This is a genomic window from Frondihabitans sp. 4ASC-45 (assembly GCF_049472575.1).
Classification (GTDB): Bacteria; Actinomycetota; Actinomycetes; order Actinomycetales; family Microbacteriaceae; genus Frondihabitans.
In genome coordinates, this window is sequence record NZ_JBCEBN010000016.1 from 1 (window position 1) to 22,318 (window position 22,318).

A 22,318-nucleotide genomic window follows, 5' to 3' on the forward strand; every position below is an offset into this window, starting at 1 on the left:
CGCTTTCACGTTCGCGCTCACGACCTTCTTCACCTTCTCGACGCTGTACTGGTCGCCGAGCCACATCGCGACCGGCGTCTGCGCGATCTCGTCGGCGGCTGCTGCGGCACGATCGTTGCCCTTGTCGCGGAGGCTCTTCGCCGCGCGAGCCGCAAGGCTGTCCTTTTCGCGGTAGAGGCCGCCCTCGAAGATCATCGACGTGGGTTCGTTCTGGATCGTCACGGGAGCCTTCGTGCTGCGTTCCGGGGTGGGCTCGGGGCTCGGCTGGCCCGCTGTGCAGGCGCTGGCAAGGAGGGCCAGCCCCGCGGCGATCGCGGCGACGGCGAGGGGGCGTGTGCGGTGCGGGTGGCGCGTGAGGTGCGGTCGTGTGGTGCGATGAGTCATCGGGCCCCGATCGGCGAAGAGGTTCGGTGGGCGCCCTGCTTCGCACGCGTCTCCAGTTCACCACGCCCCCTTCGCCCAGGGCAATCGTTGCCGCCCGGCGAGACCTCGAATTCGACGTCCAGCCGGGGCGAAAACCCGTCGATTCTGAGGTCTCAGCGCCGCCGAGCCGCGAGGGCGAAAGAGGCGACCGCGATCACTGCAGCCGCCACCATCACGATGGCCAGCGGCAGCGCGGTGTGCTCGCCGCCGAGCCCGACGAGCGGTGAGACGAGCGCCGCGAGGGCGAACTGGAGCGCTCCGAGCACGGCTGAGCCGGTTCCGGCGGCTCGCGGCACAGCGGAGAGGGCCAGGGCTGTGGCGTTTCCGAGCACGAGGCCGAGGCTCGTGACCGCGACGAAGAGCGGCACGGGCAGCCATGCCGTGGGGGCGCCGAGCAACACCAGCGCGAGAACGGCCAGCGTCGCCACCAGGATCAGCGCGAGCCCCACTCCGACCAGCGACCGCTCGGGCCGGGTCGCGGCGAGCTTGGCCGAGATCGCGCTCATCGCGACGAGCCCGACCGCATTGAGTCCGAACAGGAGGCCGTACTGGGGTGCCGACAGCCCGATCATGGTCTGGTAGACGAACGGCGAGGCCGAGATGTAGGCCATCATGACGGCGAACGCGAAGGCGAACGCCAGCGTGTTGCCGACGAAGACGCGCGAGCGGAGATCGCGAAGACCCGAGGATCCGGCCGCCGCCGCCGACACCGCGGCCGCTCTCCGCTCGGGCGTGTGCGACTCCCGCACCACTGCCGCGACCGCGATCGCGCTGACGGCCACGATCCCGAAGACGACCCAGAGGATCCCGCGCCACCCGATGCTCGACACGAGCAGGCTTCCGACGAGCGGTGCGACGACCGGGGCGACTCCGCCGACGATCATCATGAGGCTGAACGCCTTCGCGGCGGCCTTGCCGACGGCGAGGTCGGAGATGATCGCGCGTCCGATCACCATGCCGGCTGCACCGGTCAGTCCCTGCACGAGTCGTGCGGCGATGAGGATCCCGATGGTCGGGGCGAGCGCCGCGACCGCGCTGGCGGCGATGCAGATCACGGCGCCGATGAGGAGGGGACGGAGTCGTCCGAAGCGGTCGGAGAGGGGCCCGAAGACGAGCTGGCCGATCGCGATGCCGATGAGGAACGCGGTCAGCGAGAGCTGCACGGCCGTGGCGCTCGTGTCGAGTTCGCGGGTCATCACCGGGAACGCCGAGAGGTAGAGGTCGGTGCCGAAGGGGGCGAGGGCGGAGAGGAGGGCGAGGACGACGAGGAGACCCGGGGTCAATCCCTTGTGGCCCGTGGGCTGCGCGATCGTGGCGGTGGTAGTCATAGTTATAGAACTATAAGGGAACGACGGCTAGTGTGTGAGCATGACTTCCGGATCCGTCGACGCGTCCACCTGGGCGGAGATCGCCGACCGCATTCTGGTCATCGCCCGCGAGCTCCAGACCCACGGTCTTCCCGACGATGTGATCCACCTCGTCGGCTCCGAGCAGAACGTCATCCGCTTCATCCACCGCAACCCCGGGTCGAGCCCGAGTGCCGTCGCGGCCGGAACGGGGCTCCAGCGCAGCAACCTGAGCTCGGCTCTCCGTGCCCTCGAAGCGCACGGCCTGGTTGAGCGTCGAGCCGACCCGGCCGACGCCCGCCGCATCCAGCTCTGGCACACGGTCAAGGCCGACGCGAACCTCGCGCGCCTGCAAGACGGTCGCGCCGAGACCATGCTCAGTGCCGTGGCCGCGGCCGCCGGGTCGCACCCGACAGCAGCGGATGTCGAGCGGACGCTGGCCGTGCTCGACCTCGTCGAGGAGGGCATCGCGCACCAGCGGCAGGCGTCGGCCGGGTTCGAGAGCCGGCCCGACGGATCCTGAGGGCGGCCCCGCTCCGTCCCCCCCGCTCCGAATTTGAAGGAAAAACCTGCGCCGGCCGACGGTTTCATGGCGATCGGCCGGGGTGGCATGCCGGTTTCTCCTTCGAATTTGCAGCAGGCCCCGAACGGACCGGCTACGGCGGCCCGGTCAGCCACAGCGTCACCGCGGCCGTGATCTGCAACCCCATGCCCGAGGCCAGCATGAGTCGCCGGATCGCGCGGTGGTGGGTGACGCTGTCGACCGCGAGCACCGGGGCGAGCGGCATGATCAGCCTCGGCAGACTCCACTGCGGCAGGAACACGGCGAACAGGTAGAGCGCGTACGACGTCAAGAAGGCCCTCACGTCGAGCCCGAGTCGACGGAGCGACGGCTTGTTCATTCCCCAGAACCAGAGTGCGACGATCGCCAGCGCAACGACCGCGCCCAGAATGCCGAGCCAGTGCACGGTCATGAAGAACCACGGTGTGAGAGGGATGAAGGGCGGCTTGTAGCCGATCATGTCGGTCCACCACGACATCTCGGTCTCGAGGTAGGCGTCGCCTCGACCGGTGAAGGCGGCGGCGATGAACGGCCACGCCAGACCCGCCGCGGCGATCGCGAGGCCGCTGAGCACGGCGATCACGCGTTCGGCTCTCGGGAACTCGTCGCGGTGCTTGACGAAGCGGTACACGACGACGATCAGCAGGGCCAGGGCGAGGGCGACCGCTCCGGGGCGAGTGAAGGATCCGAGCACTCCGCACCAGGTGAGGATCCCGTAGCGGCGCTTCATCAACGCCCACATCCCGGCGAACAGGAAGAACAGGAACATGCTCTCGGCGTAGCCGGTCTGCAGGATGAATCCCATTGCGCCGAAGCAGAAGAACGTCGTGCCCCAAAGAGCTCCGAGCGCGTCGACGCGGAGCCTCAGGAACTTGTGGAGCATGACGGCCGCGAGCCCGCCGAAGACCGTCGCCACGAGCACGGCGACCGTGCCGGTCTCCCATCCGGTGAGTTGCGCGATGAGCCGGTTGGTCCAGGGGAAGACCGGGAGGAACGCCCACGCATTCGACTGGACGGCGCCGGCCGCATCGACGGGGAGCTGCTGCGGGTAGCCGTGCTCGGCGATGCTCGTGTAGAAGCGGGCATCCCAGACGTTCAGAAAGCCGATCAGGCCGCCCGTCGGGCCCGCGTCGACGTAGCCGTTGCCATAGTGACCGGGGTCGGAGGCGGCGATCCGGTACAGCACGAACATCAGTGCCGTGGAGAAGACCCGGGAGATGGCGTAGATCGCTAGAACGGCCACCCACGACGGCATCCGCTGGGCCGCGGCCAGGAGTCGGGAGGGAGCTGCGGCGGGTGCGGTCGACGCGGCTTCGACCGCGACGGGTTCCTGTGCCAGCACAAGTGATTGTAGGCAGGTGGAGCACGCGCCTTTCACTCACGAGCGAGCGGTGCCATGCTGAAGGCCTGAGCTGAGGAGGCGCCGTGGTCGGATTCACCGGTTTTGCCAGCAGGCGTCGCGCGGATCCTGCGCTCCCGCCCGGTCAGTATCTGGAGAAGGGCTTTCCGGTTCTCGCGACCGGCCCCGACCCTCAAATCAAGCGCTGGGAGCTGCAGATCGCGACCGAGAACGGCGCGAAGTCGCTCTCGTGGGACGACTTTCTCGCTCTGCCGCAGGAGACGATCGCGACCGACATCCACTGCGTCACGAGCTGGTCGAAGCTCGGCACGAACTGGCGGGGCGTCTCGCTCGACACCCTCTTCGACGGCCTCGAGACGACGCACGAGTTCGCGATGGCCCGCAGCTATGGCGGCTACACGACCAATCTGCCGCTCGCCGACCTGCTCGGCGGCAAGGCCTGGATCGTGCACGAGTTCGAGGGGGAGCCTCTCCGCAGCGAGCACGGCGGCCCGGCCCGCCTCTTCGTGCCGCACCTGTATTTCTGGAAGAGCGCGAAGTGGGTGCAGGGCATTCAGACGATGCCGGTGAATACGCCCGGTTTCTGGGAGGGGCTCGGCTACCACGCGCACGGCGACCCGTGGAAGGAAGAGCGCTACTCGTGACGGCCGAGTGACGAACGCGTGGCGCCCAGCCGTGTGCGTGGGCGCTCGTGACGAGACCACGACGGCGCGCAGCATCCGGCTCCGGGTGGAGGGCCTCGGCCCGGTTGTTCCTGGCCAACACGTCGACGTGCGCCTCACCGCCGACGACGGCTACCAGGCCGTGCGGTCGTATTCGCTCTCGGCTGTTCCCGGCGGGCCGCCTCTCGTCTCGCCCCTCGCCGACGACGAGGTCGAGCTCACCGTCGAGGAGCTTCCCGACGGCGAGGTCTCCCCGTACCTCGTCGCCGGACTCGAACCGGGCGACCCCCTTGAGATCCGCGGGCCGATCGGAGGCTGGTTCGTCTGGCACGACGCCCAGCCCGAGCCGGTGCAGCTGATCGCCGGCGGGTCGGGAGTCGCGCCACTCATGGCCATGCTCCGGGCGCGCTCGGCCGGTGCCGGCACCGCGCCGTTCCGGCTGCTCTACTCGCTGCGCGATCCCGAGGCCGAGTACTACCGTGACGAGTTGGCCGAGCGGGAGCGGTCAGGATCCTTCTCGGTCGCCCGGGTCTGGACCCGTCGCGCACCCGATGGTGTCACCACGACGATCGGCCGCCTCGACGCCGAGCGTCTCGCGTCGCTCGTCTTTCCGTCCAGCGCCGGCGCCTCGTTCTACGTCTGCGGCCCGAACGGGTTCGTCGCCGCGGTGTCGGAGGCGCTGGTTGGGCTCGGCCACGACCCGGCGACGATCCGCACCGAGCGCTTCGGCGGGGTCTAGCCCGCGCGGTGCCCCGAGTGCCGCCATTTGCCGCCGCTCAGCCGCGGCTGCCGGCAATCGGCGGCACTCGCGAGGAGGCCCCGACCCTAGCGACCGCCTTCGATCTTCCGGTTCCGCTGCGCCGCGCCGGCCACCCCGTACGGGTAGTCGTCGGCCCGCGGGGCGCTCGCCGCGCTGAGCCGTGCTACGTCGTCATGGCTGAGCCCGAGACCCGAGGCGCCGAGGTTGTCGACGAGCTGCTCGACCGACCGGGCTCCGAGGATCACGCTCGTGACGGTCGGCTGGGCGAGCAGCCAGGCGATCGCGACCTGCGAGGCGGTGGCTCCGTGCTCCGTCGCGACCGATTGCACGGCGTCGAGCACGTCCCAGGTGCGCGGGTCGGCGTTGCGGGCCTCCCACGCCTCCATGCCCCGTGCCGGGTTCTCGCCGAGTCGCGACGCACCGGTGGGTGCCTCGTCGCGCTTGTACTTGCCTGTCAGCCAGCCGCCGCCGAGCGGCGACCACGGGAGCAGACCGATTCCGGCATCGGCGGATGCCGGCACGACCTCGTGCTCGATGTCGCGCACGAGCAGCGAATACTGCGGCTGCAGGGTGACGGGCGGCACGAAGCCGAGCGCCTGAGCGCGGTGGACGGCTTTGGTGAGCTGCCAGCCGAGGTAGTTCGAGAAGCCGTAGTAGCCGATCTTGCCGGCGGCGACGGCGTCGTCGAGAAAGCGCAGGGTCTCGTCGATCGGAGTCAGGGCGTCCCACGCGTGCATCTGGTACAGGTCGACGTGGTCGACGCCGAGGCGCGTGAGCGACGCGTCGAGCGCCGTGCGCAGGTGGCGGCGCGAGAGCCCGAGGTCATTCGGCCCCTCGCCCATCGGGAACCGGCCCTTGGTCGCGATGACCACCTGCTCGGCCTCGGTGGGGTGTGCTTTCAGCCAGTGCCCGATGATGGTTTCTGACACACCGGACGAATACACGTCGGCGGTGTCGATAAAGGTGCCGCCGTGTTCGACGAAGGTGTCGAGCAGGGCGTGCGAGGTGGCTTCGTCGGCTTCGGCGCCGAAAGTCATCGTTCCGAGTGTCAGCTCTGACACGACGGCTCCCGAGGAGCCCAGGTTTCTATAGTCCATGGGCGTGACGCTAGTCCGTGAGCGCTCACTCGGTCAGTCACGCGAAGAACTGCGACGAACCGGGCCGCTCAGAGTCGCCGGAAGAGCCGCCGCAGCCGCCCCGTCCACTCGTCGGTCAGCCCGTTCGACAGCGCGGCGATGCCCGCCGCGCCTTCAACGGTGGTGAGCTCGGGGAGTGACCGTTGCACGTAATAGGTGCGCGCCGTCTGAAGACTCGCGAACGTTAAGTCGAGTTCGACGGCGGCGGAGCGCAGGATCCTGAGCCGCTGCTCCTCGGGCAGGTCGCCGCTCTCCGCCAGCAGCGCGATGCTCGGCGACTCCACGCCGTCCGCGAGCCACGCCTGTGCCCGCCCGGCCAACCCGTCGACGTCGTGGATGCCGAGCATCCGAGCGGCCTCGGCGAGCCGGATGTCGTCGAGGGCACTCATGCCCGCGAGCCTACCCACGGGGCCGGGAGGCGGCCCGGCTAGCGGGGTCGGTACTCGGCTGCCATCGGGCAGTCGAACGGTACGCGCGCGGCAAGGCCGACTCGGTTGAGATACGCGATGACCGTGCCGAATGCCTGGCCGATCGTGGTGCGCGTGTAGGGCACCTGGTGCTCGGAGCAGTGCTCGCGAACGAGCTTCGACGCGGCGCGGAGGTGCGGGCGGGCCATGTTCGGGAACAGGTGGTGCTCGACCTGGTAGTCGAGGCCGCCCATCGCGATGGTCATCCAGCGACCGCCGGTGATGTTGCGCGAGGTGAGCACCTGCTTCGAGAGGAAGTCGACGCGGCTCGACTCGGGGATGATCGGCATGCCGATGTGGTTCGGGGCGAAAGCCGAGCCCATGTAGAGGCCGAAGATCGCCAGCTGCACGCCAAGGAAGGCGAACGCCATTCCGACCGGCAGGAACCAGAAGATAAGGCCGAGGTAGATGGTGAAGCGCGCCGTGACCATCGCGATCTCGTGCCAGCGCTTGTCGACCTTCTTGCGACCGAACAGCGTCTTGTACGAGAGGAGGTGCAGGTTGACGCCCTCGAACAGCAGGATCGGGAAGAAGATGTAGCCCTGGCGCTGCGTGAAGAGGCGAGAGAGACCGCGCTGCTTGACGGCGTCCTGCTCGAGGAACGAGACCGTGTCGTAGGCGATGTCGGTGTCGCGACCGATCGTGTTCGGGTTGCCGTGGTGCTTGGTGTGCTTCGAAGTCCACCAGGCGTAGCTCATGCCGACGACGCCCGAGGCGAGAATCCGGCCGACCCGGTCGCTCGTCACACCCGATGCGAACACCTGGCGGTGAGCGGTCTCGTGCGCCAGGAACGCGTACTGCGTGAAGATGAGGCCGATACTGGCGGCGATGAGCAGCTGGAACCAGCTGTCGCCGAGCAGGACGGATCCGGTCACGGCGGCGGCGAGCAGCAGGGTCACGCCCACGAACATGGCGACGTAGAACCCGGTGCGGCGCTCGAGGAGACCGGCATCGCGCACTTTCGCGAGCAAAGCCGTGTAGGTGCTGATCGGCTTCGAGGTCTCACCCGAGGTGGTGCCGCGGAACCCCGCGGGCAGCTCGGCGTGGTTTCGGACGCGCATCGGCGCCGGGGCCTGCGCGGCGGGCGCGGACGCGGGGGAATCGAGAACGGTCAAAGTCATCTCCCAGAGGGAATCGACTTCTCAGTCGCGGGTGCGAGCGGGTGCTCGGGTGCAGATAAGCCGACCGTAGTGGCGGTTGCTGAGAAGGTATCGGGAGTGGACCGGTGCGGTGCGCTCGACTCCGAGCGACACCGTGAGGCCCCCACGGCGCGCGGGGTAAACTCGATCGTTCCCCCGACCCCGGAAGAAGACACGTGACGGCCACCCACCACGACCCCGCGCTCGACGCGCGGTACTGGCCGGTCCCCGTCCTCCGGGCGGTGCCGCTCCTCGTTCTCGGCCTCGTCACGACGTTCGTCAACGATCACTCGGCCGGTGTCGGCCTCACCGTCTTCGGGTCGACGACGATCGCGGGCGGCATTCTGCTCGCTGTCGCCTCGTGGCGGTATCTCGCCGATGCGTCGAGTCGTACGCTCGCCGTCGTGCAGGGCGTCGTCGGCGTCGTCTTCGGCCTCGTCGCACTGCTCGCTCCCTCGGGCGGGCTCCCGACGCTCGTGGCCGTCGTCACCGGCTGGGCCGTCATCACGGGCGCCCTCGAGCTCTTCACCGGGCTGCGCCGCCGCCGCCAGAGCCAGCTGGCCCGCGACTGGATGCTGCTCGGTGGGCTCACTGTGGCTCTCGCCCTGGTCTACCTCGTCGTGCCGACCGACTACTCCAAGCAGCTCGGCGGCATCGAAGAGATCCGCGGCACGCTGACGTCGTCGACCATCCTGGTCGGCGTCGTCGGGGCCTATGGCGCCCTCGTCGGCGTCTTCCTCATCATTCAGGGGCTCTCGCTCAAGTGGCAGACCGGCCAGCCAGAGACGTATCGCGCGCCCGGCTCCGGCGCCGCAGAACCCCGCGTCTCGGGTGAGACGCACGACTCGAGCACCGACGGAGCACATTCCTCATGACCACACCCACCAGGCGCGAGCGCGTCCGCCCCGCCGAGCTGCTTGGGCTCTCCGCCGTCTTCGGCCTCTTCACCGGCCTGATCGTCTTGCTCGCCACCCGCGAGATCAACCTCGCCGGCATCTTCCTCTGCATCGCCTTCATCGTCGGCGTCGTGATCCTCGCCATGCTGGCGCTCGCCGCGAAGCCGAACGACGCCGAGCTCCACGAGATCCGCGACGAGAACGGCCGCGTCAAGGGTCTGCTCGAGAACGACGACTTCGACGACCGGCCTTCGCACCACTGAGTTCTCTTGGCGCGGCGCGCGCCGGCACGCCGGGCCTCGGACAAGCCTCGTCCATCCGGCGTTCCGGCACGCGCCACGCGGGTACGCACCGCCCCGTCCGAAACAGCAGAGACGGGGCCGAGGATCCCGCCCGACCTACTTCTGCAGGAAGTCGACGAGCGAAGCCGCCAGCCCGACGTACCCGCCCGGCGTCAGCGCGACCAGGCGTGCCTTCGCGTCGTCGCCGATGTCGAGCCCCTCGACGAACGCCACGAGCTCGGCCTGCCCGACGCGGTGACCGCGGGTCAGTTCTTTGAGCATCGCGTAGGGGTCGCTGATCGACGAGCGGCCGGCGGTGATCTCGGCGCGGATGACCGTCTGGATGGCCTCGCCGAGCACCTCCCAGTTGCCGTCGAGGTCGGCCGCCAGAGCGGTGGTGTTGATCGAGATCTCGCCGAGGCCGCGGGTGACGTTGTCGAGGGCGAGGAGCGAGTGGCCGAAGGCCACGCCGATGTTGCGCTGTGCCGACGAGTCGGTGAGGTCGCGCTGCAGGCGGCTCGTGACGAGCGTCTCGGCGAGGGAGGAGAAGAGCGCCGACGAGATCTCGAGGTTCGCCTCGGCGTTCTCGAAGCGGATCGGGTTGATCTTGTGCGGCATCGTCGAGGAGCCGGTCGCGCCGGCGACCGGGATCTGCGTGATGTAGCCCATCGAGATGTAGGTCCAGATGTCGGTGGCGACGTTGTGGAGCACGCGGTTGGCGTGGGCGACTCGGCTGTAGAGCTCGGCCTGCCAGTCGTGCGACTCGATCTGGGTGGTGAGCGGGTTCCAGGTGAGACCGAGCCCCTCCACGAACGAGCGGGAGACGCTGACCCAGTCGACCGTCGGGTCGACCGCGACGTGCGCGGAGAACGTGCCGGTGGCGCCCGAGAACTTGCCGAGGTACTCCGACGACGCGATCTGGGAGCGGATGCGCCCGAGGCGGTAGGCGTAGACGGCGAACTCCTTGCCGACCGTCGACGGTGTTGCGGGCTGGCCGTGCGTGTGCGACAGGATCGGCGTGGTGGCGTGCTCGCGGGCGAGACCTTCGAACAGGGCGATGACTCTGTCGAACTTCGGCAGCCAGACGTCTTCGACGGCGGCCTTCACGGTCAGCGCATACGAGAGGTTGTTGATGTCTTCGCTCGTCGCGGCGAAGTGGGTCAGCTCGGCGACCCCGTCGAGGCCCAGCTCGGCGAGGCGTGCCCGCACGAAGTACTCCACGGCCTTGACGTCGTGGCGGGTGGTGGCCTCGACCACTGCGAGCTCGTCGATGGCGCTCTGGCCGAAGTCGGTGACGACCCGGCGGAGAGCGGCCTTCTGCTCGTCGGACAGCGGCGCGGATCCTGCGAATCGTCGATCGGTCTGATCGATCAGCCACTCGACCTCGACATGCACGCGAGCCCGGTTGAGGCCGGCCTCGCTGAGGTGTTCCCCGAGCCCTTCGACCGCCTGGCGGTAGCGACCGTCGAGAGGGCTGAGAGGCTGCAGGGGAAGGCTCATGTGGTCGATCCTTGTCGGAGTGCTGGTTCGATCTGCCGAAACAGCGCGGTCGACGCATGCTCGACCATGTCGAGCACGGTCTCGAACATCGCGTCGTCGGAGTAATACGGATCGGGAACGTCAGTCCCGTCGCCGGCGTGAACGGCGGAGCCGTCGCGGTCGAATTTTAGCAGGAGCTGGACTTTCGAACGGTCGTCGTCGGAGGGCGCCCAGCCCTTCAAAATTCGCTCCTGACCGCGATCGAAGACGACGAGGAGGTCATGCCTGTCGTAGTCCGCCGCCTCGAACTGGCGGGCCCGGTGCTGCGAGCCGTCGAAGCCCCGCCCGGCGAGTGCGGCCACCGTGCGTGAGTCGGCGCGTTCGCCGACGTGCCAGTCGCCGGTGCCCCGCGATGCGACGGTCACCCGATCGCCGTAGCCGGCCTTCTCGACGAGATCGCGGAACACGACCTCGGCCATCGGCGAACGACAGATGTTTCCGGTGCAGACGAAGACGACGCGGAACAGCGTCGGCTCATCGCCGACCTCGTCGAACTCGCTGACCTCGAACGCCATGGGTCAGCGACGACCGCGCACGTCACCGAAGAGCGGTCGCAGCACGATGCCGATGAGCCAGGCGATGATCGCCAGGACGAGGGCCCCGAGGATCCCCCACCCGAGATTGTCGACGACCAGACCGAACCCGATGAGCTCCGAGACCCAGGCCACCACGAGCAGCAGGATTCCGTTCACGACGAGCGAGATCAGCCCGAGGGTGAGGACGTACAGCGGGAAGGCCACGACGCGCACCACCGTGCCGACGATGCTGTTGACGAGGCCGAAGATGAACGCGACCAGGAGGAAGGTCAGCACGGTGGGCACCACGGTGCCGTCACCGAACGACACGACGTTGACGCCGGAGACGAGAAGCGTCGTGAGCCAGAGGGCGAGCGCGTTGATCACGAGCCGGACGAAGAATCGCATGGGCACAACTATGCCCATCCGTGGGCCCGGGTGGTAGCCCGTAGTCTGGCTTCGTGACCGTTCCCGTACGTCTTCGCCCCGAGATCGCCGCTCTCCCGCCCTACCGCCAGGGCAAACAGGCCGACCCGGACGCCTTCAAGCTGTCGAGCAACGAAAATCCATTCGAGCCTCTGCCCGCCGTCCTCGAGGCGCTCCACGGGGCTCTCCAGGTCAACCGGTATCCCGATGCTTCCGCTGCCGCTCTCCGCCAGATCCTCGCCGACCGCTACGGCGTCGGCCTCGACGAGGTGCACATCGGCGCAGGATCCATCTCGGTCCTGTCCCAGCTTCTCCTGGCGGTCGCGCAGACGGGCGACGAGGTGCTCTACTCCTGGCGTTCGTTCGAGGCCTATCCCGGTCTCGTCACCGTGACCGGCGCGACCAGCGTGCAGGTGCCCAACCGCGCCGACGGCGGCCACGACCTCGTCGCGATGGCGGCGGCGCTCACCGATCGCACCCGACTCGTGATCGTGTGCTCGCCCAACAACCCGACGGGGCAGATCGTCACGACGGCCGAGTTCGAGACCTTCATGGCCTCCGTGCCCGAGTCGGTGCTCGTCGTGCTCGACGAGGCCTACGCCGAGTTCGTCACCGACGAGGCGGCAGTCGACGGGGAGTCGCTCACCGAGCGTCACCCCAACCTCGTCGTGCTCCGTACCTTCTCCAAGGCCTATGGTCTTGCAGGGCTCCGGGTCGGCTATGCCATCGGCCCCGCCTACATCCTCGATGCCGCCCGCTCTACCGCCATCGCCCTCTCGGTCACGGGCCTCGGGCAGGAGGCGGCGATCGCCTCCCTCGCTCACGAGGGCGAGCTCCTCGAGCGCGTGGCCCGCATCGTTCGCCTCCGCGACGACGTCCGCCAGGCGCTCCTCGACCAGGGCTGGGAGGTGCCGCCCGCTCAGGGCAACTTCCTCTGGCTGCCAACGGGAGAGCACACGGCCCACGCCGCCGGGGTGTTCGACAAGCACGGCATCGTCGTCCGGGCATTCGCCCCCGAGGGCATCCGCGTCTCGATCGGCGAGGCCGCTTCTGTCGACAAACTCCTAGCAGCCGCCCAGGAGGTTGTTCACGCCCTCTAGCTCTCTCGGAGCGGGTCGCAGATAGGCTCGATCGCATGTCATTCGACACCACGAGTCACGCGGCGCCCTCGACGGCGCCTTCTGCCGGGGCGCAGCCCGAGACGGTTCAGCTCCTCGACCCCGCCGGGGTCCTCCAGGAGAACGACCGCACCGCCGAGTTCCTCCCCACCATCGAGGCGCTCTCCGACGAGACGCTCCGCCAGTTCCACCGCGACATGGTGCTCACGAGGCGGTTCGACGACGAGGCCGGCAACCTGCAGCGTCAGGGCCAGCTCGCCCTCTGGGTTCCGAGTCACGGGCAGGAGGCCGCCCAGGTCGGGTCGGCCCGCGCCAGCCGGCCGCAAGACCACCTCTTCCCCTCGTACCGCGAGCACGCCGTCGGCATGGTGCGCGGCATCGACCCGGTCGACGTCGTCCGTCTGCTCCGCGGTAATACCCACGGCGGCTGGAACCCGGCCGAGCGGCAGAACTTCCACCTCTACACGTTGGTGATCGGCTCGCAGACGCTGCATGCCACCGGGTACGCGCTGGGCATCACCCTCGACGGCGACTACGCCACCGGCGATCCCGAGCGCGACACCGCGGTCATCACGTACTTCGGCGACGGTGCCACCAGTCAGGGCGACGTCAGCGAGGCCTTCGTCTTCGCAGCGAGCTTCCAGACGCCCGAGGTCTTCTTCCTCCAGAACAACCAGTGGGCCATCTCCGTTCCGGTCGCCACCCAGTCGCGCACGTCCCTTCACCTCCGCGGTGAGGGCTTCGGCATTCCCTCGACGCAGATCGACGGCAACGACGTCCTCGCGAGCTACGCGGTCACGCTCCGCGACCTCGACGCGGCGCGTTCCGGTGGAGGCCCCCGCTTTATCGAGGCCCTCACGTATCGCATCGGCGCGCACACGACGTCAGACGACCCGACGAAGTACCGCACCGATGCCGAGCTGCAGTCGTGGATCGCGCGCGATCCGATCGTGCGGTACGAGGCCTACCTGCGAGGTCGAGGTGAGTCCGACTCGTTCTTCGCCGCCGTCGAAGAGGAGGCGAACGATCTCGCGAACGACGTCCGGGTGCGCACGCTCGCCCTCGAGAAGCCCTCGACCGACCTCATTTTCGACAACGTCTACAGCGAGCCCCACCCGCGCATCGACGAGCAGAAAGAATGGCTCTCGCACTATGAGTCGTCGTTCGGAGAATCAGCATGACCAACACGCTTCCTGGTACCGCCGCGACCGCCGCTCCCACCACTGAGACGCTGCCCCTCGGCCGTGCCCTCAACGCGGGCCTCCGCAAGGCCATGAGCGACGACCCCCGTGTCGTTCTGCTCGGCGAAGACATCGCCACGCTCGGCGGCGTGTTCCGCGTGACCGAGGGCCTCAAGACGGAGTTCGGGGCCAAGCGCGTCATCGACACGCCCCTCGCCGAGAGCGGCATCATCGGCGCCTGCATCGGTCTGGCCATGCGCGGCTTCCGCCCCGTGGCTGAGATCCAGTTCGACGGTTTCATCTTCCCCGGCTTCGACCAGATCACGTCGCAGCTCGCCAAGCTCACCGCGCGGCACGAGGGCACCATGCCCTTCCCCGTCGTGATCCGGGTTCCGTACGGCGGGCACATCGGGGCCGTCGAGCACCACCAGGAGAGCCCCGAGGCCTATTTTGCCCACACGGCCGGGCTCCGGTCGGTGAGCCCCTCGACTCCGCACGACGCGTACTGGATGATCCAGGAGGCGATCCAGTCGAACGACCCGATCATGTTCTTCGAGCCTAAGAGCCGGTACTGGCCGAAGGGTCCCGTCGACTTCACGGCGCCGGGCGCACCCCTGCACGCGAGCCGGGTCGTCCGCACGGGCACCGAGGTGACCGTCCTCGGTCACGGCGCCATGGTCTCGGTCCTCCTGCAGGCCGCCGAGATCGCCGCCGAGGAGGGCATCAGCATCGAGGTCGTCGACCTCCGTTCGCTCTCCCCGGTCGACTACGGCCCGATCCTCGAATCGGTGCGCAAGACGGGTCGTCTCGTCATCGCCCAAGAGGCCCCGCAGAACGCCAGCATCGCCTCCGAGATCGCCTCGACCGTGGCCGAAAAGGCCTTCTACTCGCTCGAGGCCCCCGTCCTCCGGGTGAGCGGCTTCGACACCCCGTTCCCGCCCGCCAAGCTCGAATCGGTCTACCTCCCCGATGCCGATCGCGTGCTCGAGGCCGTCGACCGCGCCCTCGCCTACTGAGAAAAGAAGCCCGCGTGACCACCACCACAGCCAGCAACGAATTCCACCTTCCCGACGTCGGCGAGGGCCTCACCGAGGCCGAGATCGTCGAATGGAAGGTGGCTCCCGGCGATTCCGTCGCCCTCAACCAGGTCATCGTCGAAATCGAGACGGCGAAGTCGCTCGTCGAGCTGCCCTCGCCGTTCGCAGGTGTCGTCGACGAGATCCTCGTCGAGCAGGGCCAGACCGTCGCCGTGGGTGCCCCCATCATCCGGGTGGCCGGAGGCGACGTCCCCCGCACGCCGGCCGACGAGATCCTCGAGGCCGAAGCGGACGAGGCGGCCTTCGTGGCAGCGACTCCGACCTCGGCGGCATCGGCCGAGGCGGTCGCTGACGAGGGGTCGGGCTCCGTGCTCGTCGGCTACGGCATCACGGGCGGGCACGCGGCGACGCGGCGTCGTCGCCCGACCAAGGGCGAAGCCGACGCCCGGGTGCAACGCGTGGCGGAGGCCAAGAAGCGCCGCCCCGAGTCGGTGCCGGCGGCATCGGCGCAGCCGGTCATCGTCAAGCCCCCGATTCGCAAGCTCGCCAAAGACCTCGGGGTCGACCTGGCAGTGGTCGAGGCCACCGGACTCGCCGGCGAGACGACCCGCGACGACGTCATTCGGCATGCCAAGCAGGCAAGCGTCTTCCACAACATCGAGACGCCCGAGTGGAGCGAGGAGCGCGTCGAGCGGATCCCGGTCAAGGGCGTCCGCAAGGCCATCGCGTCGGCGATGGTGTCGAGTGCCTTCACCGCGCCGCACGTCAGCCTCTTCGTCGACGTCGACGCCACGCGCACGATGGAGTTCGTCAAACGGCTGAAGAACTCCGCGCAGTTCGCCGGGGTCAAGGTCTCTCCGCTTCTGATCATGGCGAAGGCCGTCATCTGGGCCGTCCGTCGCAACCCCACGGTCAACTCGGAGTGGACCGACCGCGAGATCCTGGTCAGCCACTTCGTCAACCTCGGCATCGCGGCGGCGACCCCCCGCGGCCTCATCGTGCCCAACATCAAAGAGGCGCAGGCGATGTCGCTCCTCGAGCTGGCGCAGGCCCTCGAAGAGCTCACCCTGACGGCCCGCGACGGCAAGACCCAACCGGCCGATACCGCGGGCGGCACGATCACGATCACCAACATCGGGGTCTTCGGCATGGACACGGGCACGCCGATCCTCAACCCGGGCGAGGTCGGCATCATCGCCCTCGGCACCATCAAGCAGAAGCCCTGGGTGGTCGACGGCGAGGTGCGTCCGCGCATGGTCACGACGATCGGTGCGTCGTTCGACCACCGAGTCGTCGACGGCGACGTCGCCTCACGCTTCGTCGCCGACGTGGCGAGCGTTCTCGAAGAGCCGGCGCTGCTGCTCGACTAGCCCGCACTGCTCGACTAGCCCGCGTTGCGGCTCGACGAGGGAGCTACACGAGCCCCTGCTGGTAGGCGTAGATGACGGCCTGCACCCGGTCGCGGAGTTCGAGCTTGGCGAGAACCCTGCCCACGTGAGTCTTCACGGTCGACTCCGACAGAAAGAGCGACGCTGCGATCTCGGTGTTCGACAGCCCGCGGCCGATGGCGACGAGCACCTCCTGCTCGCGATCGGAGAGAGGAGAGGGAGCGCCGGCCGAGGTCTCGGGCATCTTGCCGCGGTACATCTCGAGCATCCGCTGGGTGACCCTCGGCGAGATGATGGCCTCGCCCGCAGCGACGGTGTGGATCGCCTGGATGAGCTCGTCAGACGGGGCGTCTTTCAAGAGGAACCCGCTGGCACCGGCGTTCAGGCCGCCGAACGCGTATTCGTCGAGATCGAAGGTGGTCAGGATGATGACGCGCGTCGCCGCATTCGCGGCCACGATCTGCCGGGTCGCCTCGATTCCGTCGATGCCGGGCATACGGACGTCCATGAGTACGACATCGGGGGCGAGCTCCGCTGCTCTCGAGATGGCGTCGCCGCCGTTCGTGGCCTCGCCCACCACTCGCATGCCCTCGACGGCCCCGAGCACCATCGCCATACCGGCGCGCAGGAGATCCTGGTCGTCGACGAGAAGCAGAGAGATGTCGGTCATTTCGTCCCTTCGATGGCGGTCGGCAGCATCATGCGAACGCGCCAACCGCCCCCATCCTGCCCGGTCTCGGGGTTGATGGCTGGCCCCGCCTCGACGGTCCCGCCGAAGGCGACCGCGCGCTCGCGCAATCCGAGGAGGCCGCGACCGCTCCCCACCGACTCCGGGCGGCCGACGAAAATGCCGTCGTCGGTGACGTCGAGGGTGGCACACGTGTTGTCGTAGTCGAGCGAGACGAGCACTCGTCCCGGCTCGCGCGAGTAGCGGAGCGCGTTCGTCAGGGCCTCTTGAACGCCGCGGAACAGTGCCACCTGAATCGCCGTGTCGGTCGGAGGCGTGCCCTTCTGCTGCACCGCGACGGGAAGCCCGGCGCTGCGGTAGGTCTCGACGAGGTCGTCGAGCTCGGCGAGCGTCGGCTGCGGGGCGAACTCGACCTGCCCCTCGTCGCGGAGCACCCCGAGCAGACGCCTCATGTCGCGAAGGGAGGAGCGCCCCACCTCGCCGATCTGCCGGACCGCTTCGCGGGAACGTTCAGGATCCGACGTGGCCACGGCCGCGGCTCCATCCGACAGTCGAATCATGACCGAGAGGCCGTGCGCCACGACGTCGTGCATCTCGCGGGCGATCCGTGCTCGCTCTTCGATCGCGGCGAGCTGCCCCTGCTGGTCGCGCTCGCGCGTCAACTGCGCGGCGCGGTCGAGCAGTGCTTCGAGGTACCGACGGCGGCCTCCGACGGTCACCCCGATGAGCAGCGTGATGGCGAAGGTCACGGTGAGGAGGGCGAGGGAATGCGGGGAGCCCTGCACCAGGATCTCGACCCCGGCGTTGAGCGCGACCGCGAGAGCGGCGCCGATCCAGGCGAATGCGACACGGTCGTAGACGGCGACGGCGTAGAGGGCGAGCACGAGCACGGTGGCGGGCACCGTCGTGTTGGCCAGCGTCAGGCCGAGGCTGCAGGCGAGTGCGACGCCGAAGCAGGTGAGTGGTCGTGACCGCCGCCAGAGCAGAGCGGCGGCCCCGACGACGGGGAGCGCGAAGAAGCCGCTGACGAGCCAGTCGGCGCCGACCAGGCCAGCGCCGGTGTCGACGGCCTCGAGGTAGCCCACGATGAGCGCGAAGACGGCGAGGAGCCAGTCGGCGAGGCGGGCATGTCGCATCCAGAAGCGCCGCACGAGCCCCGGCGGCCGCGGAAGCAGCGGGTCGACGTCGAGCGGCGCGGTGGACACGGCTCCAGGGTACGCGGAGACGCCGCTTGCTCCCTCCTGGCGAAATTCGCCCTTTCTTGACAATGATTATCGTTTAGCGATACCGTCGGGAACGTGAAAACAAGCCGCCTCCTGCCCTCGCTCGCCCTCGCCGCCACAGGCGCCCTCGCGCTCGCCGGCTGCTCCGCCTCGGGTGGTGCCGCACCGGACGACAGCACGATCAAGGTCGTAGCGTCCACGAACGTCTACGGCGATATCGCAAAGCAGATCGGAGGATCCTCGGTCACCGTCACCAGCATCCTGTCGAACCCGAACCAAGACCCGCACGGCTTCGAGGCCGACGCCCAGACGCAGCTCGCGATCTCCAAGGCCGACCTCATCATCGAAAACGGCGGCGGCTACGACGACTACGTCGACACCATGCGATCGTCGACGAACAGCAAGGCGACGCTTCTCAACGCGGTGAAGGTCTCCGGCTTCACCTCGAGCGACGGCGAGCTCAACGAGCACGTGTTCTACGATTATCCGACCATGTCGAAGCTCGCCAACAGGATCGCCACCGATCTGTCGACGGCGAACCCCGACGAGTCGAAGACGTTCTTCAACAACGCGGTGACGTTCAATACGGCGATGGAGAAGCTCGAGGCGCAGACGGCTGCGCTGAAGAAGACCTACGACGGCGATGCCGTCGCCTACACCGAGCCGGTGCCCGGCTACCTGTTCGACGCGATCGGCCTGAAGAACGCCACGCCGGGTGCGTTCTCCGAGGCGGTCGAGGAGGGCGAAGACGTGCCGCCGTCGGCCCTGAACGAGACGCTGAAGCTGATGACCGGCAAGAAGGTCGCCCTGCTCGCCTACAACGAGCAGGCCGGAAGCCCCGAGACCGAGCAGGTGCAGAAGGCGGCCGAGACCGCGGGCGTCCCCGTCGTCCCGGTGACCGAGACCCTGCCGAAGGGCGACGACTATCAGACCTGGCAGCAGAGCAACATCGACGCGGTCAAGGCGGCGCTCGCCCAGTGACAGTGACCCAGCAGTGACGCCCGTCCTCAGTCTCCGGGGCGCCAGCCTGCGCTTCGGCGACCGCGAACTCTGGTCCGGGCTCGACCTAGACGTCGAGCCTGGCGAGTTCGTCGCCGTGCTGGGCCCGAACGGTGCCGGCAAGACGACGCTGCTCAAGGCGATCCTCGGGCAGCAGGAGCTCACGGCGGGAACGGCCGAATTCCTCGGTCGGCCGGTCCGCCGCGGGCACCGGAGGATCGGCTACATCCCGCAGCAGCGGTTGATGGAGTCGGGCACTCCGCTCCGCGCACGCGACATGATCGCGCTCGGCATCACGGGCCACCGCTGGGGTCTGCGGCGTGAGTCCCGTGCCGAACTCGAGCGCGTCGACGCCCTCGTCGCCGAGGTCGGCGCAACCGACTTCGCGCTGGCCCCGGTGGCCTCCCTCTCGGGCGGGGAGCAGCAGCGGGCGCGGGTGGGGCAGGCGCTGGCTTCGGATCCTGCGCTTCTGCTCTGCGACGAGCCGCTCATCTCGCTCGACCTGCGCCACCAGCGCGGTGTCACCGACCTGATCGACGAGCAACGTCGCAAGACGGGTGCCGCGGTGGTCTTCGTGACGCACGACGTGAACCCGATTCTCGACGCCGTCGACCGGGTGGTCTACATCGCTGGCGGGCGCTTCACGATCGGCACGCCCGACGAGGTGCTCCAGGCCGACGTGCTGAGCGCGCTGTACGGCACCCCGGTCGATGTCGTGCGCACGATGGGGCGCATCGTGATCGTCGGCAGCAACGACGCCGCCCACGACCACGATGGCCACGGCCACCACGCTGACCACGGCGACGACCTCGACCCAGAAGGGCCCGTGCGGTGAACGCCGACATCCTCACTCACATCCTCTCGTTCGAGAACTTCGGCGAGCTCGTCGTGCTCGTGCGCAACTCGATCATCGCCGGAGCCGTGCTCGGCATCGTCGGCGGGCTCATCGGGCCGTTCGTCATCACCCGCAACCTGCCCTTCGCCGTGCACGGCATCAGCGAGCTCTCGTTCGCCGGCGCATCGATTGCGCTCCTACTGGGCATCAACGTCGTGACCGGCTCGCTCGTCGGAAGCGTGCTCGCCGCCCTCCTGATCGGCCTGCTGGGCAGTCGGGCACGGGAGCGGAACTCGATCATCGCCGTGCTCATGCCGTTCGGGTTGGGGCTCGGCATTCTCGCGCTCGCCCTCTATCAGGGGCGGTCGGCCAACAAGTTCGGTCTGCTGACCGGCCAGATCGTCTCGGTCGACAATCCGCAGCTCGGCTGGTTGCTGGCGATCTCGGCGATCGTGATCGTCACGCTGATCGTCGTCTGGCGGCCGCTCACCTTCGCGAGCGTCGATCCGGACGTCGCGGCCGCAGCCGGTGTGCCGGTCCGCACCCTGTCGATCGTCTTCATGCTCGCGCTCGGGTTGTCGGTGGCCGTCTCGGTGCAGATCGTCGGCGCTCTGCTCGTGCTGTCTCTTCTCGTGACGCCGGCCGCCGCAGCCCTGCGGATCACCGTCTCTCCGTTCTGGGTGCCGGTGCTGAGCACGGTGTTCGCCGTCGTCTCGGTCGTCGGCGGCATCCTGCTCGCCCTCGGGGGCGGCCTGCCGATCTCGCCCTACGTGACGACGATCTCGTTCACGATCTGGCTGGTGTGCCGCCTCGTCGGCGGCCGACGCGAGCGTCGCGGCGGGCGCAGAACGAAGGATTCGACGGCTCGGCTCGCACCTCGACCCACCGCCGCAATGAACGAAAGGGTGCCCTCATGAAGCGCAACACCTGGCAGCGCGAGGCCGTGCGCGAGGCCCTGTCGACATCGGCCGGATTCGTCAGCGCTCAGGCGCTGCACTCGACCCTGCGGGAGAGCGGTTCGCCGATCGGCCTCGCGACCGTCTACCGAGCGCTGTCGTCACTCGAGTCGGAGGGCGAGGCCGACAGTCTGCAGCAGGACGGCGAGAGCCTGTTCCGCGCGTGCACCCCCGGCACGCACCACCATCACCTCATCTGCCGCAATTGCGGAACCACGGTCGAGATCTCGGCCGACCCGGTCGAGCAGTGGGCGCGTCAGGTCGCGGCCGAGAACGGGTTCACCGAGGCGAACCACGTCGTCGACGTCTTCGGGCTGTGTGCGGTGTGCTCGGCGCAGGTTGCCCAGGCCGGGCGTGTCGTCTAAGCTTGCTCTTTGGTTGGGTGCTATCTGCGCCCATGTATGCCGAATCTCCCTTGCTGTCACCTCGGTGGCGGGCCGCTCTGGTGGCGGAGACGAAGCGTGCCGACAAGTGACCTTGGGTAGAACTCGTGTGCAAACGCGGGTCTTCTACGGTATTTACGGAGGAAAACCATGGCAGCAACCTGCCAGGTGACTGGAGCCGTTCCCGGCTTCGGGCACAACATCTCGCACTCGCACCGACGCACGAAGCGTCGTTTCGACCCGAACGTGCAGAAGAAGACGTACTACGTGCCTTCGCTGCGCCGTAACGTCACGCTGACGCTGAGCGCCAAGGGCATCAAGGTCATCGATGCTCGCGGCATCGAGAAGGTCGTCAAAGACCTCCTCGCACGTGGGGAGAAAATCTAATGGCAAAGAGCCAGGACGTCCGTCCGATCATCAAGCTCCGCTCGACGGCGGGCACCGGTTTCACGTACGTGACCAAGAAGAACCGTCGTAACAACCCCGACCGTCTCGTGCTGAAGAAGTACGACCCGGTCATCCGCAAGCACGTCGAATTCCGCGAGGAGCGCTAAACATGGCCAAGAAGAGCATGGTTGCGAAGAACAACCAGCGCAAAGTGATCGTTGCTCGCTACGCGACGAAGCGACTGGAGCTGAAGAAGGCTCTGATCGACCCGAACGGCACCGACGAGAGCCGCGAGGCCGCTCGCGTGGGCCTGCAGAAGCTCCCGCGCAACGCGTCGCCGGTCCGCGTCCGTGGCCGCGACGCCATCGACGGCCGCCCCCGCGGTTACCTCAACGAGTTCGGTGTCAGCCGTGTGCGCTTCCGCGACATGGCTCACCGTGGTGAATTGCCGGGCATCACGAAGTCTTCCTGGTAGGTTCTGAGGCGGTTCCCCAGGGGTTTTACCCCTGGGGTCCACTCAGATCCGTCGGTCGCCGCCACCGCGGCGCAGCTGTCGCCACCGAGTCGGGCCAGAGCCAGGCTGCAGTGAGCGGCGTCGTCGACGCTCTCTT

Annotated in this window: 26 protein-coding genes and 1 pseudogene; 16 read left to right on the top strand and 11 right to left on the bottom strand. The window is 68.4% G+C overall.

All coding sequences use genetic code 11. From position 1 onward, the window contains the following. Together VH571_RS16515 and VH571_RS16520 are read right to left on the bottom strand one after the other, a co-directional pair. A pseudogene (locus tag VH571_RS16515) lies at positions 1 to 384 on the bottom strand (hypothetical protein); the annotation flags it as partial. 152 nt (positions 385 to 536) lie between these two features. Then, positions 537 to 1,751: a multidrug effflux MFS transporter gene (locus VH571_RS16520; RefSeq protein ID WP_423265516.1), complete on the bottom strand. Its 1,215-nt coding sequence runs from the start codon at positions 1,749 to 1,751 to the stop codon at positions 537 to 539. 40 nt (positions 1,752 to 1,791) lie between these two features. Here VH571_RS16520 and VH571_RS16525 point away from each other — a divergent pair, with 40 nt between their 5' ends. Then, positions 1,792 to 2,292 carry a MarR family winged helix-turn-helix transcriptional regulator gene (locus tag VH571_RS16525; RefSeq protein WP_423265518.1) on the top strand — a complete coding sequence of 167 codons (501 nt, stop codon included), beginning with the start codon at positions 1,792 to 1,794 and terminating at the stop codon, positions 2,290 to 2,292. Positions 2,293 to 2,425: 133 nt separating this feature from the next. On the opposite strand, the gene VH571_RS16530 is transcribed toward VH571_RS16525, so the two are convergent. Beyond that, a complete protein-coding gene (locus VH571_RS16530; protein WP_423265519.1) occupies positions 2,426 to 3,673 on the bottom strand; it encodes a mannosyltransferase family protein in 1,248 nt (415 codons plus the stop codon). An 83-nt stretch (positions 3,674 to 3,756) separates the two neighbouring features. Here VH571_RS16530 and VH571_RS16535 point away from each other — a divergent pair, with 83 nt between their 5' ends. Both VH571_RS16535 and VH571_RS16540 read left to right on the top strand, forming a co-directional pair. After that, complete coding sequence (locus VH571_RS16535; protein ID WP_055961509.1) at positions 3,757 to 4,335, top strand: molybdopterin-dependent oxidoreductase; 579 nt, start codon at positions 3,757 to 3,759, stop codon at positions 4,333 to 4,335. Between the two features lie 37 nt (positions 4,336 to 4,372). Next, complete coding sequence (locus VH571_RS16540; RefSeq protein ID WP_423265520.1) at positions 4,373 to 5,092, top strand: FAD-binding oxidoreductase; 720 nt, start codon at positions 4,373 to 4,375, stop codon at positions 5,090 to 5,092. An 86-nt stretch (positions 5,093 to 5,178) separates the two neighbouring features. Here the strand turns inward: VH571_RS16540 and VH571_RS16545 are convergent, their stop codons facing one another. The 3 genes from VH571_RS16545 to VH571_RS16555 all read right to left on the bottom strand — a co-directional run bounded on the left by VH571_RS16545 (position 5,179) and on the right by VH571_RS16555 (position 7,837). Further along, the gene (locus tag VH571_RS16545; RefSeq protein ID WP_423265521.1) at positions 5,179 to 6,210 is read right to left on the bottom strand and encodes an aldo/keto reductase; all 1,032 of its coding nucleotides are present in this window, start codon (positions 6,208 to 6,210) and stop codon (positions 5,179 to 5,181) included. Between the two features lie 68 nt (positions 6,211 to 6,278). Further along, positions 6,279 to 6,638, bottom strand: a complete 360-nt coding sequence (locus VH571_RS16550) for a hypothetical protein (RefSeq protein WP_123940478.1) — start codon at positions 6,636 to 6,638, stop codon at positions 6,279 to 6,281. A gap of 38 nt (positions 6,639 to 6,676) precedes the next feature. Continuing rightward, positions 6,677 to 7,837, bottom strand: a complete 1,161-nt coding sequence (locus VH571_RS16555; RefSeq protein WP_423265522.1) for a fatty acid desaturase family protein — start codon at positions 7,835 to 7,837, stop codon at positions 6,677 to 6,679. A gap of 194 nt (positions 7,838 to 8,031) precedes the next feature. On the opposite strand from VH571_RS16555, the gene VH571_RS16560 reads away from it, so the two are divergent. Next, a complete protein-coding gene (locus tag VH571_RS16560) occupies positions 8,032 to 8,730 on the top strand; it encodes a DUF308 domain-containing protein (RefSeq protein WP_423265523.1) in 699 nt (232 codons plus the stop codon). Then, positions 8,727 to 9,014, top strand: a complete 288-nt coding sequence (locus tag VH571_RS16565) for a hypothetical protein (RefSeq protein ID WP_199726129.1) — start codon at positions 8,727 to 8,729, stop codon at positions 9,012 to 9,014. Before VH571_RS16560 ends, VH571_RS16565 begins: the two co-directional genes overlap by 4 nt. A 135-nt stretch (positions 9,015 to 9,149) precedes the next feature. On the opposite strand, the gene purB is transcribed toward VH571_RS16565, so the two are convergent. From purB to VH571_RS16580, 3 genes are read right to left on the bottom strand one after another with little or no spacing between them, the layout of a single operon-like run. Continuing rightward, positions 9,150 to 10,532, bottom strand: a complete 1,383-nt coding sequence (gene purB, locus VH571_RS16570; protein WP_423265524.1) for an adenylosuccinate lyase — start codon at positions 10,530 to 10,532, stop codon at positions 9,150 to 9,152. Further along, a complete protein-coding gene (locus VH571_RS16575; protein WP_055961496.1) occupies positions 10,529 to 11,086 on the bottom strand; it encodes a low molecular weight protein-tyrosine-phosphatase in 558 nt (185 codons plus the stop codon). Before VH571_RS16575 ends, purB begins: the two co-directional genes overlap by 4 nt. A gap of 3 nt (positions 11,087 to 11,089) precedes the next feature. Beyond that, complete coding sequence (locus VH571_RS16580) at positions 11,090 to 11,494, bottom strand: phage holin family protein (RefSeq protein ID WP_423265525.1); 405 nt, start codon at positions 11,492 to 11,494, stop codon at positions 11,090 to 11,092. Between the two features lie 53 nt (positions 11,495 to 11,547). Here VH571_RS16580 and VH571_RS16585 point away from each other — a divergent pair, with 53 nt between their 5' ends. Genes VH571_RS16585 through VH571_RS16600 form a run of 4 tightly spaced genes read left to right on the top strand, consistent with a single transcriptional unit; the run spans position 11,548 to position 16,218 of the window. Beyond that, complete coding sequence (locus VH571_RS16585) at positions 11,548 to 12,612, top strand: histidinol-phosphate transaminase (RefSeq protein WP_423265526.1); 1,065 nt, start codon at positions 11,548 to 11,550, stop codon at positions 12,610 to 12,612. Positions 12,613 to 12,647: 35 nt separating this feature from the next. Next, the gene (locus VH571_RS16590) at positions 12,648 to 13,811 is read left to right on the top strand and encodes a thiamine pyrophosphate-dependent dehydrogenase E1 component subunit alpha (RefSeq protein WP_055961487.1); all 1,164 of its coding nucleotides are present in this window, start codon (positions 12,648 to 12,650) and stop codon (positions 13,809 to 13,811) included. Beyond that, complete coding sequence (locus VH571_RS16595) at positions 13,808 to 14,827, top strand: alpha-ketoacid dehydrogenase subunit beta (protein ID WP_423265527.1); 1,020 nt, start codon at positions 13,808 to 13,810, stop codon at positions 14,825 to 14,827. The genes VH571_RS16590 and VH571_RS16595 overlap by 4 nt, the downstream gene beginning before the upstream one ends. A gap of 14 nt (positions 14,828 to 14,841) precedes the next feature. Further along, positions 14,842 to 16,218, top strand: a complete 1,377-nt coding sequence (locus tag VH571_RS16600; protein ID WP_423265528.1) for a dihydrolipoamide acetyltransferase family protein — start codon at positions 14,842 to 14,844, stop codon at positions 16,216 to 16,218. A gap of 43 nt (positions 16,219 to 16,261) precedes the next feature. On the opposite strand, the gene VH571_RS16605 is transcribed toward VH571_RS16600, so the two are convergent. Together VH571_RS16605 and VH571_RS16610 are read right to left on the bottom strand one after the other, a co-directional pair. After that, positions 16,262 to 16,906 carry a response regulator gene (locus VH571_RS16605; protein ID WP_423265529.1) on the bottom strand — a complete coding sequence of 215 codons (645 nt, stop codon included), beginning with the start codon at positions 16,904 to 16,906 and terminating at the stop codon, positions 16,262 to 16,264. Further along, on the bottom strand, positions 16,903 to 18,129 hold the full coding sequence (locus VH571_RS16610) for a sensor histidine kinase (protein WP_055961475.1): 1,227 nt from the start codon (positions 18,127 to 18,129) through the stop codon (positions 16,903 to 16,905). The genes VH571_RS16605 and VH571_RS16610 overlap by 4 nt, the downstream gene beginning before the upstream one ends. A gap of 93 nt (positions 18,130 to 18,222) precedes the next feature. Between VH571_RS16610 and VH571_RS16615 the strand changes: the two genes are divergently transcribed. The 7 genes from VH571_RS16615 to rpsN all read left to right on the top strand — a co-directional run bounded on the left by VH571_RS16615 (position 18,223) and on the right by rpsN (position 22,182). Next, positions 18,223 to 19,128, top strand: a complete 906-nt coding sequence (locus tag VH571_RS16615; protein WP_423265530.1) for a metal ABC transporter solute-binding protein, Zn/Mn family — start codon at positions 18,223 to 18,225, stop codon at positions 19,126 to 19,128. A gap of 13 nt (positions 19,129 to 19,141) precedes the next feature. Further along, positions 19,142 to 19,981, top strand: coding sequence for a metal ABC transporter ATP-binding protein (locus VH571_RS16620; protein WP_423265531.1), 840 nt, complete (start codon positions 19,142 to 19,144; stop codon positions 19,979 to 19,981). Then, positions 19,978 to 20,898: a metal ABC transporter permease gene (locus tag VH571_RS16625; protein WP_423265532.1), complete on the top strand. Its 921-nt coding sequence runs from the start codon at positions 19,978 to 19,980 to the stop codon at positions 20,896 to 20,898. Before VH571_RS16620 ends, VH571_RS16625 begins: the two co-directional genes overlap by 4 nt. Next, positions 20,895 to 21,302: a Fur family transcriptional regulator gene (locus tag VH571_RS16630; RefSeq protein WP_055961464.1), complete on the top strand. Its 408-nt coding sequence runs from the start codon at positions 20,895 to 20,897 to the stop codon at positions 21,300 to 21,302. The genes VH571_RS16625 and VH571_RS16630 overlap by 4 nt, the downstream gene beginning before the upstream one ends. Positions 21,303 to 21,470: 168 nt before the next feature. Beyond that, positions 21,471 to 21,707, top strand: a complete 237-nt coding sequence (rpmB, locus tag VH571_RS16635; RefSeq protein WP_055961461.1) for a 50S ribosomal protein L28 — start codon at positions 21,471 to 21,473, stop codon at positions 21,705 to 21,707. Beyond that, complete coding sequence (gene rpmG / locus VH571_RS16640; RefSeq protein ID WP_055961458.1) at positions 21,707 to 21,874, top strand: 50S ribosomal protein L33; 168 nt, start codon at positions 21,707 to 21,709, stop codon at positions 21,872 to 21,874. The genes rpmB and rpmG overlap by 1 nt, the downstream gene beginning before the upstream one ends. A gap of 2 nt (positions 21,875 to 21,876) precedes the next feature. Next, positions 21,877 to 22,182 (top strand): 30S ribosomal protein S14, encoded by a 306-nt coding sequence (rpsN, locus tag VH571_RS16645; RefSeq protein ID WP_055961455.1) that lies wholly within the window; start codon positions 21,877 to 21,879, stop codon positions 22,180 to 22,182. The last annotated feature ends 136 nt before the right edge of the window (positions 22,183 to 22,318 follow it).